Annotated in this window: 3 protein-coding genes (1 of these 3 cut by a window edge); all 3 read left to right on the top strand. The window is 50.1% G+C overall.

Annotation, left to right across the window (positions count from 1 at the left end):
• Positions 1–80: 80 nt before the first annotated feature.
• Entirely contained in the window at positions 81–4388 is a 4308-nt protein-coding gene (rpoC, locus tag AAU57_RS14455; protein WP_055413596.1) for a DNA-directed RNA polymerase subunit beta', read from the top strand.
• A complete protein-coding gene (locus AAU57_RS14450) occupies positions 4388–4693 on the top strand; it encodes a DUF3467 domain-containing protein (protein ID WP_055413595.1) in 306 nt (101 codons plus the stop codon). Before rpoC ends, AAU57_RS14450 begins: the two co-directional genes overlap by 1 nt.
• Positions 4694–5004: 311 nt before the next feature.
• Positions 5005–21399: the 5' portion of a gliding motility-associated C-terminal domain-containing protein gene (locus AAU57_RS14445; protein WP_156340236.1), read on the top strand. The gene runs 13212 nt beyond the window's last position; only the first 16395 of its 29607 coding nucleotides appear in the window; it begins with the start codon at positions 5005–5007; its stop codon lies beyond the right edge, outside the window.

Below are 21399 nucleotides of genomic sequence, written 5' to 3'. Positions count from 1 at the left end.
GACTGTGGTGAGTTCGCTTTCGCGAAAGCGTTACAAACCCACAATCCTCACTAATTATAACTTAAAATAGTACCATAAATATGGCTAGATATAACGAAACCCAAACGCAGAAGAAATTTTCTAAGATTTCCATAGGTCTTGCATCTCCAGAGTCCATTCTGGCAGAGTCAAGAGGTGAAGTCTTGAAACCTGAAACGATTAACTATCGTACCCACAAACCAGAGAGAGATGGTTTGTTCTGCGAGCGCATCTTCGGTCCTGTAAAGGATTATGAGTGTGCGTGTGGTAAATACAAAAGAATCCGATACAAAGGAATCGTTTGTGATCGATGTGGTGTAGAGGTAACTGAAAAGAAGGTGCGACGTGACCGTATAGGGCACATCAACCTTGTGGTTCCTGTGGCACACATCTGGTATTTCCGTAGTTTGCCTAATAAGATAGGTTACCTATTGGGATTGCCGTCAAAGAAACTGGACATGATCATCTACTACGAGAGATACGTAGTAATTCAGCCAGGTATCGCAAAGAATGAAGATGGTGATGAACTACAAAAATTAGACTTCCTTACTGAAGAGGAATACCTAAACATCCTCGATACATTGCCGCAAGAGAATATGTATCTGGATGATTCTGATCCCAACAAGTTTATTGCAAAAATGGGTGCAGAGTGTCTAATTGACTTGCTACAACGCATAGATCTTGAGACGTTGTCTTATGACTTGCGTCACAAAGCAAACAACGAGACTTCTAAGCAACGTAAGATGGAGGCCTTAAAACGCCTTCAAGTTGTTCAAGCACTTAAGGAATCTAACGAGAATCGTGAGAACAATCCAGAATGGATGATCATGAAAGTCGTACCGGTTATTCCACCAGAATTGCGTCCATTGGTACCACTAGATGGTGGTCGTTTCGCAACTTCTGACTTAAATGACTTGTATCGTCGTGTGATCATACGTAACAACCGTTTGAAGCGTTTGATGGAAATCAAGGCTCCAGAGGTAATCTTACGTAATGAGAAGCGTATGCTTCAAGAAGCTGTGGATTCATTGTTGGACAACACTAGAAAATCTAGTGCGGTGAAGACAGATTCCAACAGACCATTGAAATCCCTTTCTGACTCCTTAAAAGGTAAGCAAGGACGTTTCCGTCAGAACTTGCTTGGTAAGCGTGTAGATTATTCGGCTCGTTCGGTAATCGTCGTTGGACCAGAATTGAAATTGTATGAGTGTGGATTGCCTAAAGACATGGCTGCAGAGCTTTATAAGCCTTTCGTTATTAGAAAGCTTATCGAGCGTGGTATTGTCAAGACGGTAAAATCTGCTAAGAAAATTATAGATAAGAAGGAACCTGTAGTATGGGACATTCTGGAAAACGTTCTTAAAGGACATCCAGTGATGTTGAACCGTGCTCCTACGTTGCACAGACTAGGTATTCAGGCTTTTCAACCTAAGTTGATTGAAGGTAAGGCAATCCAGTTGCACCCATTAGTATGTACGGCATTTAATGCTGACTTTGATGGTGACCAGATGGCGGTACACTTACCATTAGGACCAGAAGCAATTCTTGAATGTCAATTGTTGATGCTTGCATCACACAACATCTTGAACCCTGCCAATGGTAGCCCAATCGCAGTACCTTCTCAAGACATGGTCTTGGGTCTGTATTACATGACTAAATTAAGAAGATCTGAACCAGACCACATCGTTAAAGGTGAAGGTTTGACCTTCTACGGTCCAGAAGAATTGGTTATCGCATTTAATGAAAAGCGTGTTGACATCAATGCACCGGTCAAGTGTAGAATCAACTTGCTACAACCAGATGGTTCTTATAAGGCTGAGATTATTGAGACTACTGCTGGTCGTGTAATCTTTAACGAGAAAGTTCCTAATGAAGCTGGTTATATCAATGAGGTCCTAACTAAAAAGGCACTTAGAGATATTATCGGTGATATTCTTAAGGTTACTGATGTTCCTAGAACAGCGGCTTTCCTTGATGAAATTAAAGACTTAGGTTATGGATTTGCATTCCGTGGTGGATTGTCATTCTCTTTGGGTGATATCATGATTCCAGAAGAAAAGCAATCCATGATTGATGCTGCAAACAAAAAAGTTGATACGATACGTGGTAACTACGGTATGGGTCTTATTACCCAAAACGAACGTTACAACCAGGTGATTGATGTTTGGACAGCAACTAACGCACAGTTGACAGAGCTTTCCATGAAGAACATTAGAGAGGACCAGCAAGGGTTCAACTCTGTGTACATGATGCTTGACTCTGGAGCACGTGGATCTAAAGAACAGATCAGACAGCTTACTGGAATGCGTGGATTGATGGCAAAGCCTAAAAAATCCAACTCTGGTGGTGGAGAAATTATTGAGAACCCGATTCTTTCCAACTTTAAGGAAGGACTATCCATTCTTGAATACTTTATCTCAACTCACGGTGCACGTAAAGGACTTGCAGATACGGCCTTGAAAACGGCAGATGCTGGTTACTTGACACGTCGTCTACATGATGTGGCACAAGATGTTATCGTTAACACGGTAGATTGTGAAACACTTAGAGGTATCGATGTAAGTGCATTGAAAAAGAATGAAGAGGTGATGGAGCGTTTAGGTGCAAGAGTTGTAGGACGTACTGCCCTTAATGATGTGATCGATCCAGCTTCTCAAGATGTTCTTGTAGCTGCTGGAGAGTTGATTACAAACGACATCGCAGATCAGATTGATGCATCTGGATTAGAGTCCGTAGAGGTTAGATCTCCATTGACTTGTGAGGCAGAAAAAGGAGTTTGTGCTAAATGTTATGGCCGTAACCTAGCGACTAACAGAATGGTAATGCGTGGAGAAGCCGTAGGTGTAATTGCCGCACAATCCATCGGTGAACCAGGAACGCAATTGACACTGCGTACATTCCACGTGGGTGGTGTTGCAGGTAACGTTTCTGAAGAAAATACCATCGTAGCTAAAAATGACGGTATCCTTGAAATAGAAGATATCAAAACAGTGAAAGGTGAAAGCAGTGATGGTAGCCCAGTTGAAGTTGTTATTTCAAGAACGGCAGAATCTAAGTTGCTACATCCAAAAACTGGAATTCTTTTGAACTCTAACAACATTCCTTACGGTTCAGAGCTTTATGCTAAAGTTGGCTCTACCGTTAAGAAAGGTGACCTCATTGCTAAATGGGATGCCTTTAATGGTGTGATTATATCTGAATTTGCAGGTAAAATCAAGTTTGAAAACATCATACAAGGAACAACCTTCCAAGTGGAGACTGATGAGCAAACTGGTTATGAAGAGAAAGTAATTTCTGATTCAAGAGATAAGAAGTTGATCCCAACGCTTCACATTGTTGATGCTAAAGGAGAAACTCAGATCAGTTACAACTTACCTGTAGGTGCACACTTAATGGTAAATGATGAAGAGAAGATCAAAGTAGGTAAAGTGCTAGTTAAGATTCCTCGTAAGTCTGCTAAGGCAGGTGATATTACTGGAGGTCTACCACGAGTAACGGAACTATTTGAAGCTCGTAACCCATCTAATCCTGCTGTAGTAAGTGAGATTGACGGTGTTGTTTCATTCGGTAAAATCAAGCGTGGTAACCGTGAGATCATCGTTACTTCTAAAACTGACGAGGTTAAGAAATATCTAGTAAAACTTTCTAACCAGATCTTGGTACAAGAGAACGACTACGTTCGTGCTGGTATGCCACTTTCTGATGGTTCTATAACTCCTAAGGATATTCTTGCAATCAAAGGTCCTAGTGCTGTTCAACAGTACCTAGTAAATGAGGTACAAGAAGTATATAGATTACAAGGGGTTAAGATCAATGATAAGCACTTTGAAGTTGTTGTACGACAAATGCTTAGAAAAGTGAAGATTGTTGATCCAGGTGATGGAGTATTCCTAGAGAACCAATTGGTTCACAAAGAAGATTTTATCAAGGAGAACGACAACTTGTATGGAATGAAAGTAGTGGAAAATGCAGGAGATTCTGCAACTCTTAAAGAAGGGCAAGTAATCACGCCACGTCAATTGCGTGACGAGAACTCCATCTTGAAGAGAGAAGATAAAGCATTAGTAGAAGCACGTGATGTAGAGCCAGCAACGGCAGAGCCAGTACTGCAAGGTATTACTCGTGCATCGCTTCAAACTAAATCCTTTATCAGTGCAGCGTCCTTCCAGGAGACTACAAAAGTATTGAACGAGGCTGCAGTGAGCGGTAAGGTGGATACTCTAGAAGGTCTTAAGGAGAATGTAATTGTTGGTCACAGAATTCCAGCAGGAACAGGAATGCGTAATTACGACGATATCATCGTAGGCTCAAAAGAAGAGTTCGAAAAATTGTTACAGCGTCGTGATGAACCACAAGTGAACTATAACTAATGGCTGATAATAAAGATCATAAAATCAACATTGAAATAGATCCTGAAGTGGCTGAAGGTCAATATAGCAACCTTGCTATTATCAATCATTCGGTATCAGAATTTGTAGTAGATTTTGTGAACATCATGCCTGGGAATCCTAAATCAAAGGTGAAGTCACGGGTGATACTAACTCCACAACATGCTAAGAGACTGGCACAGGCTCTAGCAGATAATGTGAGAAAGTTTGAATCCATGCATGGCGATATCAAAGATTATGATAAGCCGCCGATACCTCTAAATTTTGGACCTACCGGTCAAGCCTAATAAGAAAAAAACCCGATGAATTTCATCGGGTTTTTTGTTTATGGTAATGAAGTCGTTGGTCAAGTTCGCTTTCGCGAAAGCGAGATTCCTAAATGTCTTAACCTGCATTATTCTTGAACATCTGTGAATAATAGCGCTGGTTCAAGCTATAAATCTATGTAGGAAAAACCATAAAGTATTGTTTATAACTTTTTAAAATGTTATTCGTCGATATATTGTAGTGAATACCTTAAAGATTTGCTAAAAATTATTTCGAAATTGTACCTTTACTAGTTCATTGAGCCTCAACGAGGTGAACTAATTGTATACGAATGGAAATCCCTACTCTTCCTACGGTTATTAGCCGTTACATTTCTAACATCGTTCTTTCCTTATCCTTCTTAATTGCGATAATAACACCTTCCACGGTTTTAAGTCAAGCGAGACCTACATTTAACCTGTCGCAAGGCCCTACTTTGCTACCCAATGGAGCAGCAGCCGAACAGATTGGAGCTAGGTATATTTATCAAAACGTAGAAGTTTCTCAAGATGGGTTTGTCGTAGACGCCATCGTTACCATTATTGATAAGGTTAATGTACAGGAGCCTACCGCAGATTCATTTATTGTTGATTCTGTAATTGGGCTTGACAACAGGTTTGAACCTACCATCAACACGGGTCCTGGTATTGGATACGTAGAATGGCAAGTTGAGTTTGTTATAGATGGTACGGTCGTAGACGCAAATGATGTAGGGATACTTGCGAGACTAGATTCGTTTACTGTAGAGGCCATTGACGTGGATGGTTTTGAATTCTTTGAGGCCATTGTCACAGATTCTTATACATTAGAAGGTGGAACTAATCCAGCTACGGAATTGGTAGTGTCACAGAATGGAGAGTTTACAAGATTTCAAAGCGATGTCGATTTTGCTGCGGGTATTAGTGAAAGTAATACAGAATTCGTCGTTCGTATCAATTATAATAACATCAGTTCTATCAGATTTCGTAATGGTAGTTCTAACGATAGTAATGATAGACAGAATTCTGTAAGCTTCTTAGGAGAGGTCACATTTAATGTGGCAAATACGACTCAAGTAAACAACCCACCTACGGTTCTCGATAATTTAGGTAATGTCATTTTCTCTAACGAGAGTTTTCAGGCCAACTTACTTGATGCTGCCTCAGATCCTGAAAACAATATTGATCCAACAACGGTTGTTCTGTTTGATCCCAACGACACTTCAAATAGAGGAAGTTTAAATAACCCGTTGATTATTCCAGGTGTTGGGACATATACGGTTGACGGGTCTGGTAACCTAACATTCATTCCAGCCCAAGATTATTTAGGTGATGCCTCCATATTATTTTCGGTTCAGGATGACTTAGGGGTCAACTCTGATCGAGCAACATTGGAAATCAACGTCGTTGATCAGTGTGACGCTGTAGCTTCAGGTAATCCAGATAATGATGGTGATGGGATATCAGATATATGTGATTTAGATGATGATAATGATGGTATTCTCGATACCATGGAATGTGAGGACCAACCACAATCAGTTACATTAAACCTTTCTCAAGCAAACGCTAATTTCAATCAAAACGGCGCTGGAAGTGATGGTGTTGGCGCTTTTACAACATATACAAATGCTACGACATTCAATGGTCAAAATGTGGACTTAAGATTGACTGTTTTACGCAACTCAAGCCCTGCAAATTTAACGGTGGATATTTCTGGATTTTCGTTTACTGATACAGCTACAAACATTACCTATTATTACCCAATCATTCTGGACGGAGCAAATGCAGATGGATTTGCAGAATTTGAAATAGAGTTTTTCCTATCGGGAACCAACACACTTATTGAGGTGCCAGTAGAAATTACATTTCTAGATATTGATAATTTAGGCGTTGGAGAAGGAATAGAATTTTCTCGAGAGGATATTTCTTCCTATACCCTTTCAGGCACACCTGCAACTTCCATTACTTTAAATAACTCCACTTCATCATACTTTTCTGATCCTGGATCGTTTGTAAGATTTTTAGGAAATGCAGACGGTTCTCCAGATGACGAAAATCTATGGGTTGCGGTTGACCTACTACAATCATCAAATATTGACTTTACAGTCAAGAAAAGAGGTGGTATCACGGGTTATGTATTTGATAATGTAAGCTTTGCTAATCCAGGCCCAACAGTATTGGTAAATGGAGCGATTTGCGATCTGGATACAGACGGTGATGGTCTTCCAGACTACTTGGATCTAGATAGTGATAATGATGGAATTTATGACGCAGTAGAAAATGGAACATCTGACTTTGACGTCAATAATGACGGTCAGATTGATGGACCGGTAGGTGCTAATGGTGTTCCGAATGCTGCCGAAATAGGTGGTGGAGAATCTGGAATTGTAAAGGATCCGGTGAATTCAGATGGAGTAGGTCAACCAGATTACCAGGTACTCGACTCTGATGGCGACGGTTGTAGTGATTCAAATGAAGCTTATGATCAAATAAATGCAGAAGGTAATGATGCGGGTCAATTCGGTACAGGAAACCCTGCACCTACTGATGCTGATGGTACGGTGACGGCCGCCAGTTACATTACTCCAGCTGATCGAAATAACAACTCCATTGCTGACTTCCAAGAATCAGGTCCAGACTTGGACAATGATGGTATTGCAGACGCTTGTTTGCCACCAGTAGATACAGATGGAGATTTAGTCTTTGACAATCTAGATATTGATGATGATAATGATGGGATCATAGATACCCGTGAAGACTTGAATCTGGATGGTGACAACAATCCAGCAACAAACCCTACTGATACTGACGGTGATGGTGTTCCAGACTATCTGGATCTAGATTCAGATAACGATGGTATTACAGACAATGTAGAGGCACAGACCACTTTGGGCTATGTGGCTCCTCAGGATAGTAACAATGACGGTATACCAGATGTGACCGCAAATGGATTGCCGGTTTCCTATGACAATGCTGGCCAGGAGCTAGGTATTCTACCGGTAAATACAGACCAGACAGATAATCCAGATTATCGTGATACAGATTCCGATAATGACGGTGAATCCGATAATATAGAAGCCTTTGACCTTAATGGTGACGGCGTTGTAGGCGCAGCTTTAACGGGTCTAGACGATGATGGTGATGGTTTTGATAACGCATATGATACTCGTAATGATGGTTATGCAGACCCTAATGGTACCATAGATGATCCTAGATTACTACCAGACTCTGACAACGATTTGAATCAAGGAGGTAATGTAGACTATCGTGACGCTTTTAACCCATTGGACTTTGACGGTGATGGAGTTGATAATATAGAAGATAGAGACGACGACAACGATGGTATTGATGACGTTTTAGAAGGTTACCAGTTTATTGCAGATAATGATCCTACCATCTGCACGGGCTCTAGCTATTCGTTTACCAACAGTGCGTTGATTGCTGGTACTGCTGGTCAAGTAGGCGCTCGATACAGGTTTACCAACGTAGCACCTGGATTGGATGCTATTGTAACAATTACAGCAAAATCAGCAGGGACTACACTTGTCAATATAAACGGACAGGCAGAAGGTGATGCAAGCGCATTTCAACCAGTAATTCGATACGATGCTAACGCAACTGGTGATCGACAAATAACATTCAATGTTCGATTTGTTAATGCTGGCGGCTTGACCAGTGCTGTAGTTCCTAGTGTTGGCGGTTTCTTTCAAGACGTAGATGGCGAAAGCTTCGATCGTGAGTTTTACCGTGTCAACAACATTGTAGGATTCACTATCGGTAACCCTTCAAACATCCTGGCTTCAGATCTTGGGTCTGGAGTGACACAATTTATTGCAGACGGTACAGGATCTGTCGTGGCAAGCCCCACAAATGCGATTTCAAAAGACAATGCGCATCGCGTTTTCTTTCAAAAACAAGACATCAACCAGCTCAATTTTACCGTCGGTATTAAAAAGAATACCAGTACCGCAATTACACGTTACTATTCGTTGTTGTTTGACGAGTGTGAGTTGGCAAACTACAATGACCCATCACACCAGTTTACAGATGCAAACGCACCAGATACAGACGGCGACGGCATCCCTGATTACAAAGACCTTGATTCAGATGGTGACGGCTGTAACGACAGTATAGAGGCAGGATTTATTGACGCTTTCGCGAAAGCAGATGAAGATGGACGCCTGGGTAACACCAGTCCAGTCACGGTAGATGTCAATGGCCTGGTAACATCTGGCGAAAACAGTCAAGGCTACACAGAACCAGTAGATTCTGATGCAAATGGCAATTACGACTTTTTGGAAAACTCCATAAGCGTAGCTTGTAACGACCGCGACTTGGACGGCATCACAGACAGTATTGACCTGGACGACGACAACGACGGTATATTGGACACTGTGGAGAATGGCGGTGTCGATCCCTTTGGTGATGCTGACGGTGATGGCATCCCCAACTTCAGCGATGTAGGAGCGACCAATGATGCCAATGGCGATGGCGTCGTTGACAGCTTTGATACGGATGGTGACGGTATCATCAACCAGTTCGACCAGGACTCAGATGGCGATGGTATCCCGGACAACGTGGAGGGCCAGCCTACTGTGGGCTATACGGCACCGGACGGTGTGGATGCCAACAACGACGGTTTGGACGATGCCTACCCGGCAGGCGGAATCACACCAGAGAACACGGATGGTTCGGACCAGCCGGACTACCTTGACACGGACAGCGACAACGATGGCATCACAGATGTAGTCGAGGCCTCGGACTTCAACAATGATGGAGTGGCAGATACCGCTTTCGCGAATGTGGATAGCGACCAGGACGGCCTGGACGACAACTTCGATGGCGATACCACGGGCTATGGAGACCCCAACGGTACCCCAACGACCACAAATCCAGCAGGCGAGCTGAACAACACCGACGGTGCCGACGAGCCCGACTACCGCGACACAGACGATGACAACGATGGCGTTGATACCGATGCTGAAGTCATTGACAACAACAACCCTGAAGATGCCGACCTGGACGGCACGCCGGACTATCTGGACGTGGACGATCTGGATGGTGATGGGGTACCGGACAGCGCCGACCTGGATGACGACAACGACGGTATCCTGGACAGCGTGGAGGACGCTAACCTTGATGGTGACGACAACCCATATACGGACCCTACGGACAGTGACGGTGATGGCATCCCGAACTTCCAGGATCAGGACGCCGATGGCGATGGGATCCCGGACAACGTGGAGGGCCAGACCACTTCGGGCTATACGGCGCCTGACGGCGTTGACGCTGACGGCAACGGGCTTGACGATGCGTATGAGAACACACCTGGATCCGGCGAGGGCATCAGCCCGGAGAACACGGATGGCGCGGACCAGCCGGACTACCTTGACACGGACAGTGACAACGACGGCGTACCGGATGCGACGGAAGGCTTCGACGTGAACAGTGACGGAGTGGCGGACACCCTACCGGCAGGCAGCGACCAGGACGGTGACGGGATCGACGACAACTTCGATACGGACCCGAACGCGGCCTACACGGACCCTAGCGGTAATGTAGTGGACGCGGCACCTGGCGTTGAGCTGAACAACACGGACGGCGCGGACGAGCCGGACTACCGTGATACGGACGATGATGGCGACAACGTACCTACCCTTGCGGAGGACGTGGATGCCGATGGAGACCCTACCAATGACGATACGGACGGCGATGGTACACCGGACTACCTGGACACCGATGATGATGGTGATGGCGTGGACACGGCCCTGGAGGACTACGATGGGGACACGGACCCTACCAACCAGGACACCGATGGAGACGGTACACCGGACTACCTGGATACCGATGACGACGGCGATGGGGTGGATACCCAATATGAGAACCCGAACCCGGACGGTGATGGGAACCCGGCTACGGGAGCTACCCAGGACACCGACACCGATACCGTTCCCGACTATCTGGACACGGACGATGACGGCGATGGTGTGGATACCGTATTCGAGAACCCGAACCCGGACGGTGACGGCAACCCCAACACGGGCGCTACCCAGGACACCGATGGAACGGAAGGACCGGACTATCTGGACACGGACGATGACGGCGATGGACTGGCCACGGCAGATGAGAACGCTGACCCCAATGGGGACAACGATCCGTCGGATGCACTGGATAGCGATTTGGACGGCACGCCGGACTATCTTGACGTGGATGATCTGGATGGTGATGGGGTACCGGACAGCGCCGACCTGGATGACGACAACGACGGTATCCTGGACAGCGTGGAGGACGCTAACCTTGATGGTGACGACAACCCATATACGGACCCTACGGACAGTGACGGTGATGGCATCCCGAACTTCCAGGATCAGGACGCCGATGGCGATGGGATCCCGGACAACGTGGAGGGCCAGACCACTTCGGGCTATACGGCGCCTGACGGCGTTGACGCTGACGGCAACGGGCTTGACGATGCGTATGAGAACACACCTGGATCCGGCGAGGGCATCAGCCCGGAGAACACGGATGGCGCGGACCAGCCGGACTACCTTGACACGGACAGTGACAACGACGGCGTACCGGATGCGACGGAAGGCTTCGACGTGAACAGTGACGGAGTGGCGGACACCCTACCGGCAGGCAGCGACCAGGACGGTGACGGGATCGATGACAACTTCGATACGGACCCGAACGCGGCCTACACGGACCCTAGCGGTAATGTAGTGGACGCGGCACCTGGCGTCGAGCTGAACAACACGGACGGCGCGGACGAGCCGGACTACCGTGATACGGACGATGATGGCGACAACGTACCTACCCTTGCGGAGGACGTGGATGCCGATGGAGACCCCACCAATGACGATACGGACGGCGATGGTACACCGGACTACCTGGACACCGATGATGACGGCGATGGCGTGGACACGGCCCTGGAGGACTACGATGGGGACACGGACCCTACCAACCAGGACACCGATGGAGACGGTACACCGGACTACCTGGATACCGATGACGACGGCGATGGGGTGGATACCCAATATGAGAACCCGAACCCGGACGGTGATGGGAACCCGGCTACGGGAGCTACCCAGGACACCGACACCGATACCGTTCCCGACTATCTGGACACGGACGATGACGGCGATGGTGTGGATACCGTATTCGAGAACCCGAACCCGGACGGTGACGGCAACCCCAACACGGGCGCTACCCAGGACACCGATGGAACGGAAGGACCGGACTATCTGGACACGGACGATGACGGCGATGGACTGGCCACGGCAGATGAGAACGCTGACCCCAATGGGGACAACGATCCGTCGGATGCACTGGATAGCGATTTGGACGGCACGCCGGACTATCTTGACGTGGATGATCTGGATGGTGATGGGGTACCGGACAGCGCCGACCTGGATGACGACAACGACGGTATCCTGGACAGCGTGGAGGACGCTAACCTTGATGGTGACGACAACCCATATACGGACCCTACGGACAGTGACGGTGATGGCATCCCGAACTTCCAGGATCAGGACGCCGATGGCGATGGGATCCCGGACAACGTGGAGGGCCAGACCACTTCGGGCTATACGGCGCCTGACGGCGTTGACGCTGACGGCAACGGGCTTGACGATGCGTATGAGAACACACCTGGATCCGGCGAGGGCATCAGCCCGGAGAACACGGATGGCGCGGACCAGCCGGACTACCTTGACACGGACAGTGACAACGACGGCGTACCGGATGCCACGGAAGGCTTCGACGTGAACAGTGACGGAGTGGCGGACACCCTACCGGCAGGCAGCGACCAGGACGGTGACGGGATCGATGACAACTTCGATACGGACCCGAACGCGGCCTACACGGACCCTAGCGGTAATGTAGTGGACGCGGCACCTGGCGTCGAGCTGAACAACACGGACGGCGCGGACGAGCCGGACTACCGTGATACGGACGATGATGGCGACAACGTACCTACCCTTGCGGAGGACGTGGATGCCGATGGAGACCCTACCAATGACGATACGGACGGCGATGGTACACCGGACTACCTGGACACCGATGATGATGGTGATGGCGTGGACACGGCCCTGGAGGACTACGATGGGGACACGGACCCTACCAACCAGGACACCGATGGAGACGGTACACCGGACTACCTGGATACCGATGACGACGGCGATGGGGTGGATACCCAATATGAGAACCCGAACCCGGACGGTGATGGGAACCCGGCTACGGGAGCTACCCAGGACACCGACACCGATACCGTTCCCGACTATCTGGACACGGACGATGACGGCGATGGTGTGGATACCGTATTCGAGAACCCGAACCCGGACGGTGACGGCAACCCCAACACGGGCGCTACCCAGGACACCGATGGAACGGAAGGACCGGACTATCTGGACACGGACGATGACGGCGATGGACTGGCCACGGCAGATGAGAACGCTGACCCCAATGGGGACAACGATCCGTCGGATGCACTGGATAGCGATTTGGACGGCACGCCGGACTATCTTGACGTGGACGATCTGGATGGTGATGGGGTACCGGACAGCGCCGACCTGGATGACGACAACGACGGTATCCTGGACAGCGTGGAGGACGCTAACCTTGATGGTGACGACAACCCATATACGGACCCTACGGACAGTGACGGTGATGGCATCCCGAACTTCCAGGATCAGGACGCCGATGGCGATGGGATCCCGGACAACGTGGAGGGCCAGACCACTTCGGGCTATACGGCGCCTGACGGCGTTGACGCTGACGGCAACGGGCTTGACGATGCGTATGAGAACACACCTGGATCCGGCGAGGGCATCAGCCCGGAGAACACGGATGGCGCGGACCAGCCGGACTACCTTGACACGGACAGTGACAACGACGGCGTACCGGATGCGACGGAAGGCTTCGACGTGAACAGTGACGGAGTGGCGGACACCCTACCGGCAGGCAGCGACCAGGACGGTGACGGGATCGATGACAACTTCGATACGGACCCGAACGCGGCCTACACGGACCCTAGCGGTAATGTAGTGGACGCGGCACCTGGCGTCGAGCTGAACAACACGGACGGCGCGGACGAGCCGGACTACCGTGATACGGACGATGATGGCGACAACGTACCTACCCTTGCGGAGGACGTGGATGCCGATGGAGACCCTACCAATGACGATACGGACGGCGATGGTACACCGGACTACCTGGACACCGATGATGACGGCGATGGCGTGGACACGGCCCTGGAGGACTACGATGGGGACACGGACCCTACCAACCAGGACACCGATGGAGACGGTACACCGGACTACCTGGACACCGATGACGACGGCGATGGGGTGGATACCCAATATGAGAACCCGAACCCGGACGGTGATGGGAACCCGGCTACGGGAGCTACCCAGGACACCGACACCGATACCGTTCCCGACTATCTGGACACGGACGATGACGGCGATGGTGTGGATACCGTATTCGAGAACCCGAACCCGGACGGTGACGGCAACCCCAACACGGGCGCTACCCAGGACACCGATGGAACGGAAGGACCGGACTATCTGGACACGGACGATGACGGCGATGGACTGGCCACGGCAGATGAGAACGCTGACCCCAATGGGGACAACGATCCGTCGGATGCACTGGATAGCGATTTGGACGGCACGCCGGACTATCTTGACGTGGATGATCTGGATGGTGATGGGGTACCGGACAGCGCCGACCTGGATGACGACAACGACGGTATCCTGGACAGCGTGGAGGACGCTAACCTTGATGGTGACGACAACCCATATACGGACCCTACGGACAGTGACGGTGATGGCATCCCGAACTTCCAGGATCAGGACGCCGATGGCGATGGGATCCCGGACAACGTGGAGGGCCAGACCACTTCGGGCTATACGGCGCCTGACGGCGTTGACGCTGACGGCAACGGGCTTGACGATGCGTATGAGAACACACCTGGATCCGGCGAGGGCATCAGCCCGGAGAACACGGATGGCGCGGACCAGCCGGACTACCTTGACACGGACAGTGACAACGACGGCGTACCGGATGCGACGGAAGGCTTCGACGTGAACAGTGACGGAGTGGCGGACACCCTACCGGCAGGCAGCGACCAGGACGGTGACGGGATCGATGACAACTTCGATACGGACCCGAACGCGGCCTACACGGACCCTAGCGGTAATGTAGTGGACGCGGCACCTGGCGTCGAGCTGAACAACACGGACGGTGCGGACGAGCCCGACTACCGCGACACGGACGATGACAACGATGGCGTTGATACCGATGCTGAAGTCATTGACAACAACAATCCTGAAGATGCCGACCTTGACGGCACACCGGACTATCTTGACGTGGACGATCTGGATGGTGATGGGGTACCGGACAGCGCCGACCTGGATGACGACAACGACGGTATCCTGGACAGCGTGGAGGACGCGAACCTTGATGGTGACGACAACCCATATACGGACCCAACGGACAGTGACGGTGATGGCATCCCGAACTTCCGGGATCAGGACTCCGATGGCGATGGTATCCCGGACAACGTGGAGGGCCAGCCTACTGTGGGCTATACGGCACCGGACGGTGTGGATGCCAACAACGACGGTTTGGACGATGCCTACCCGGCAGGCGGAATCACACCAGAGAACACGGATGGTTCGGACCAGCCGGACTACCTTGACACGGACAGCGACAACGATGGCATCACAGATGTAGTCGAGGCCTCGGACTTCAACAATGATGGAGTGGCAGATACCGCTTTCGCGAATGTGGATAGCGACCAGGACGGCCTGGACGACAACTTCGATGGCGATACCACGGGCTATGGAGACCCCAACGGTACCCCAACGACCACAAATCCAGCAGGCGAGCTGAACAACACCGACGGTGCCGACGAGCCCGACTACCGCGACACAGACGATGACAACGATGGCGTTGATACCGATGCTGAAGTCATTGACAACAACAACCCTGAAGATGCCGACCTGGACGGCACGCCGGACTATCTGGACGTGGACGATCTGGATGGTGATGGGGTACCGGACAGCGCCGACCTGGATGACGACAACGACGGTATCCTGGACAGCGTGGAGGACGCTAACCTTGATGGTGACGACAACCCATATACGGACCCTACGGACAGTGACGGTGATGGCATCCCGAACTTCCAGGATCAGGACGCCGATGGCGATGGGATCCCGGACAACGTGGAGGGCCAGACCACTTCGGGCTATACGGCGCCTGACGGCGTTGACGCTGACGGCAACGGGCTTGACGATGCGTATGAGAACACACCTGGATCCGGCGAGGGCATCAGCCCGGAGAACACGGATGGCGCGGACCAGCCGGACTACCTTGACACGGACAGTGACAACGACGGCGTACCGGATGCGACGGAAGGCTTCGACGTGAACAGTGACGGAGTGGCGGACACCCTACCGGCAGGCAGCGACCAGGACGGTGACGGGATCGACGACAACTTCGATACGGACCCGAACGCGGCCTACACGGACCCTAGCGGTAATGTAGTGGACGCGGCACCTGGCGTTGAGCTGAACAACACGGACGGCGCGGACGAGCCGGACTACCGTGATACGGACGATGATGGCGACAACGTACCTACCCTTGCGGAGGACGTGGATGCCGATGGAGACCCTACCAATGACGATACGGACGGCGATGGTACACCGGACTACCTGGACACCGATGATGACGGCGATGGCGTGGACACGGCCCTGGAGGACTACGATGGGGACACGGACCCTACCAACCAGGACACCGATGGAGACGGTACGCCGGACTACCTGGACACCGATGATGACGGCGATGGAGTGGATACCCAATATGAGAACCCGAACCCGGACGGTGATGGGAACCCGGCTACGGGAGCTACCCAGGACACCGACACCGATACCGTTCCCGACTATCTGGACACGGACGATGACGGCGATGGTGTGGATACCGTATTCGAGAACCCGAACCCGGACGGTGACGGCAACCCCAACACGGGCGCTACCCAGGACACCGATGGAACGGAAGGACCGGACTATCTGGACACGGACGATGACGGCGATGGACTGGCCACGGCAGATGAGAACGCTGACCCCAATGGGGACAACGATCCGTCGGATGCACTGGATAGCGATTTGGACGGCACGCCGGACTATCTGGACGTGGACGATCTGGATGGTGATGGGGTACCGGACAGCGCCGACCTGGATGACGACAACGACGGTATCCTGGACAGCGTGGAGGACGCTAACCTTGATGGTGACGACAACCCATATACGGACCCTACGGACAGTGACGGTGATGGCATCCCGAACTTCCAGGATCAGGACGCCGATGGCGATGGGATCCCGGACAACGTGGAGGGCCAGACCACTTCGGGCTATACGGCGCCTGACGGCGTTGACGCTGACGGCAACGGGCTTGACGATGCGTATGAGAACACACCTGGATCCGGCGAGGGCATCAGCCCGGAGAACACGGATGGCGCGGACCAGCCGGACTACCTTGACACGGACAGTGACAACGACGGCATCACAGATGTAGTCGAGGCCTCGGACTTCAACAATGATGGAGTGGCAGATACCGCTTTCGCGAATGTGGATAGCGACCAGGACGGCCTGGACGACAACTTCGATGGCGATACCACGGGCTATGGAGACCCCAATGGTACCCCAACGACAACAAATCCAGCAGGCGAGCTGAACAACACGGACGGCGCGGACGAGCCGGACTATAGGGATACGGACGATGACAACGATGGTGTTGATACCGATGCTGAAGTCATTGACAACAATGACCCTGAAGATGCCGATCTAGACGGTATACCCGATTATCTTGATAATGATGACAATGATGGGGACGGTATTCCAGATACTGTAGATGTGGATGATGACAACGATGGTCTATCTGATATTGTGGAAACTGGTGGTGATGACCCTTTCGCGGACAGCGATAACAATGGGATTCCTGATTTTAATGATGTCAGTATTCTGAATGACAGGAATAATGATGGGATTGTTGATAGATTTGATGCGGATCGAGATGGTATCATAAATCAATATGATATTGATGCAGATGGTGACGGTCTTACAGATGTTTACGAATCAGGTAACTCATCGCTAGACACTAATGGAGATGGTCGAATTGATGATCAAGACACAGGCTTTACAGATGTTGATAACAATGGCCAATCTGATAACACAGAGGCAACAGTTGCTACAGATTCTGAAGGTGATTCTGTTGCTGATTATCTTGATATAGATTCAGATAACGATGGTATTTTAGATAACATTGAGATTCAAGATTTCAATAATCCAAATTCAAGAACTCGAAATGACTCTGATGGTGACGGACTTGATGATGCTTATGATCCCGATAATGGAGGTACCTCAATTCTAGTACCTCAAAACTCTGATGCTGATCCATTCCCTAATTATTTGGATTTAGATTCAGATGATGATGGGATCATTGACAATATAGAATGGCAAACAACGGCTGATTATTTACTACCTGCAGCAGACACTGATGGTAATGGGTTGGCAGATAATTATGAAACAAATCCTGGTAGTGGAGTTCCCATAAATCAGCCGAATAATGCTGATAGTACCGATCTTCCTGATTATCTGGATACAGATTCCGACAATGATGGACTTACGGATAACGATGAAGTTTATAATTTACCGCCAGCAAACTCAGACTCGGACAATGATGGTTTGGATGATGCATACGATAGTGATGATGTAAGCGGTTTGAGTGGTCCTGATGCGGCTTCCAATTTAAACATGAATGGCCCTGCTATGAGCGGCGTTCAGGACTTTCCTAATGTACAAAACCCGTTAACCGCAGAAGTGGATTTCCGTGACAGTACGGATCCGAACAACCCAGTAGATACTGACTTGGATGGAGTTTTAGATAATGTTGACATAGACGATGATAATGATGGTATTCTAGATTCAGTTGAATCTCTAGGATTTGTTCCAACTAACAATGCTACAGATGATTGTGGTAGACCGTCTTCATCTTTTACCTCTCCTGTCTATGCTGGAGGTAATCCAGATGGTTCAATTGGTGCACTGTATAGGTTTGAAAATGTTGCTAATTATCCTTCAATTGGTGTGGTCGATGCAATTATCGAAATCACTGATATTACGGGTGGAGCTACTTTAATTACCATCGACAATGATGCTACAGGGGACGTTAATGCATGGCAACCAGAATTTAATGTTCCTGGCCCCACAGGCAGCTCATCGCAAATGGAATTTGAGGTGAGATTCGTGTTGGATGGAACAAACACACAGTTTAATGTTGGTAGATTTGGTGGTACCATCTATGATATAGATGGAGCAAATGCTCGTGAGTCAGTCATCTTAAGTCAACCTGGACTGTATGCTGTTGATAACGAGACATTATTATCTATAAATTCCGATGCCTCTTCTGGAGAGGTCACATTTACTGGTCCAGATGATACATATGTAGGTGTTGACCTTTCTCCTAGATTGGCGACCTACTTCAATTACTATAACTCTTCAGAGTTTTCAATAAGATTTTCAGCACAATTATTAAGTGCTACAGCAAATACTAATTTGGGTTCTGTTCTATTTGATGTTTGTTCTATCAATGGGTTATTCGAGGGTAATACCACATCTAACAACGCTAGTCAAACCGGCCCAGACGGTGTTAGCGAACCATCAGGACCTGGAACATTTGCTGTCTATACAGTAAATGATGGAATAGATAGCGATGGAGATAATATACCAGATGAATTGGACATTGATTCAGATAACGATGGTATTCCTGATAATTTAGAATCTCAACCTACCATCGGTTATGTACCACCAGGAAATTCTGATACAGATTCTGATGGGTTGCTAGATGCTTATGAAGGAGCTGGTAATGAAGGTATTATACCTATCGATACCGATGGTGATGGCACATTGGATTATTTAGACCTAGACACCGATAACGATGGTTTTAATGATGATTTAGAGTCGGGCATCCCTTTAGCAACAAATAATAATGATTCTGATGGAGATGGATTATTGGATCAATATGACTCAATCAATAATACAGGTGTAGCTTATACTGCTAATGATCAATACTCGGGAGGTAGCGCAGATCTCTCTAATCAAAATAATCCAGCAACTCCTGAAGTTGACTATCGAGAAGCAAGAGACCGCGACTTGGACGGTATCACTGACAGTATTGACCTGGACGACGACAACGATGGTATTTTAGACACTGTGGAGAATGGCGGTGTCGATCCCTTTGGTGATGCTGATGGTGATGGCATCCCCAACTTCAGCGATGTAGGAGCGACCAATGATGCCAATGGCGATGGCGTCGTGGACAGCTTTGATACGGATGGCGACGGTATCATCAACCAGTTCGACCAGGACTCCGATGGCGATGGTATCCCGGACAACGTGGAGGGCCAGCCTACTGTGGGCTATACGGCACCGGACGGTGTGGATGCCAACAACGACGGTTTGGACGATGCCTACCCGGCAGGCGGAATCACACCAGAGAACACGGATGGTTCGGACCAGCCGGACTACCTTGACACGGACAGCGACAACGATGGCATCACAGATGTAGTCGAGGCCTCGGACTTCAACAATGATGGAGTGGCAGATACCGCTTTCGCGAATGTGGATAGCGACCAGGACGGCCTGGACGACAACTTCGATGGCGATACCACGGGCTATGGAGACCCCAACGGTACCCCAACGACCACAAATCCAGCAGGCGAGCTGAACAACACCGACGGTGCCGACGAGCCCGACTACCGCGACACAGACGATGACAACGATGGCGTTGATACCGATGCTGAAGTCATTGACAACAACAACCCTGAAGATGCCGACCTGGACGGCACGCCGGACTATCTGGACGTGGACGATCTGGATGGTGATGGGGTACCGGACAGCGCCGACCTGGATGACGACAACGACGGTATCCTGGACAGCGTGGAGGACGCTAACCTTGATGGTGACGACAACCCATATACGGACCCTACGGACAGTGACGGTGATGGCATCCCGAACTTCCAGGATCAGGACGCCGATGGCGATGGGATCCCGGACAACGTGGAGGGCCAGACCACTTCGGGCTATACGGCGCCTGACGGCGTTGACGCTGACGGCAACGGGCTTGACGATGCGTATGAGAACACACCTGGATCCGGCGAGGGCATCAGCCCGGAGAACACGGATGGCGCGGACCAGCCGGACTACCTTGACACGGACAGTGACAACGACGGCGTACCGGATGCCACGGAAGGCTTCGACGTGAACAGTGACGGAGTGGCGGACACCCTACCGGCAGGCAGCGACCAGGACGGTGACGGGATCGACGACAACTTCGATACGGACCCGAACGCGGCCTACACGGACCCTAGCGGTAATGTAGTGGACGCGGCACCTGGCGTCGAGCTGAACAACACGGACGGCGCGGACGAGCCGGACTACCGTGATACGGACGATGATGGCGACAACGTACCTACCCTTGCGGAGGACGTGGATGCCGATGGAGACCCTACCAATGACGATACGGACGGCGATGGTACACCGGACTACCTGGACACCGATGATGATGGTGATGGCGTGGACACGGCCCTGGAGGACTACGATGGGGACACGGACCCTACCAACCAGGACACCGATGGAGACGGTACACCG

Origin of the sequence: Nonlabens sp. YIK11 (genome assembly GCF_001413925.1) — a bacterium.
Classification (GTDB): Bacteria; Bacteroidota; Bacteroidia; order Flavobacteriales; family Flavobacteriaceae; genus Nonlabens.
Note: the sequence above shows the minus strand (reverse complement) of the source record. Positions and strands in the feature narration are given on the sequence as shown.

What these genes read in the sequence shown, in the direction of transcription:
- rpoC (WP_055413596.1), top strand. Translation starts at nt 81, where the DNA reads ATGGCTAGATATAACGAAACCCAAACGCAGAAGAAATTTTCTAAGATT.
- AAU57_RS14450 (WP_055413595.1), top strand. Translation starts at nt 4,388, where the DNA reads ATGGCTGATAATAAAGATCATAAAATCAACATTGAAATAGATCCTGAA.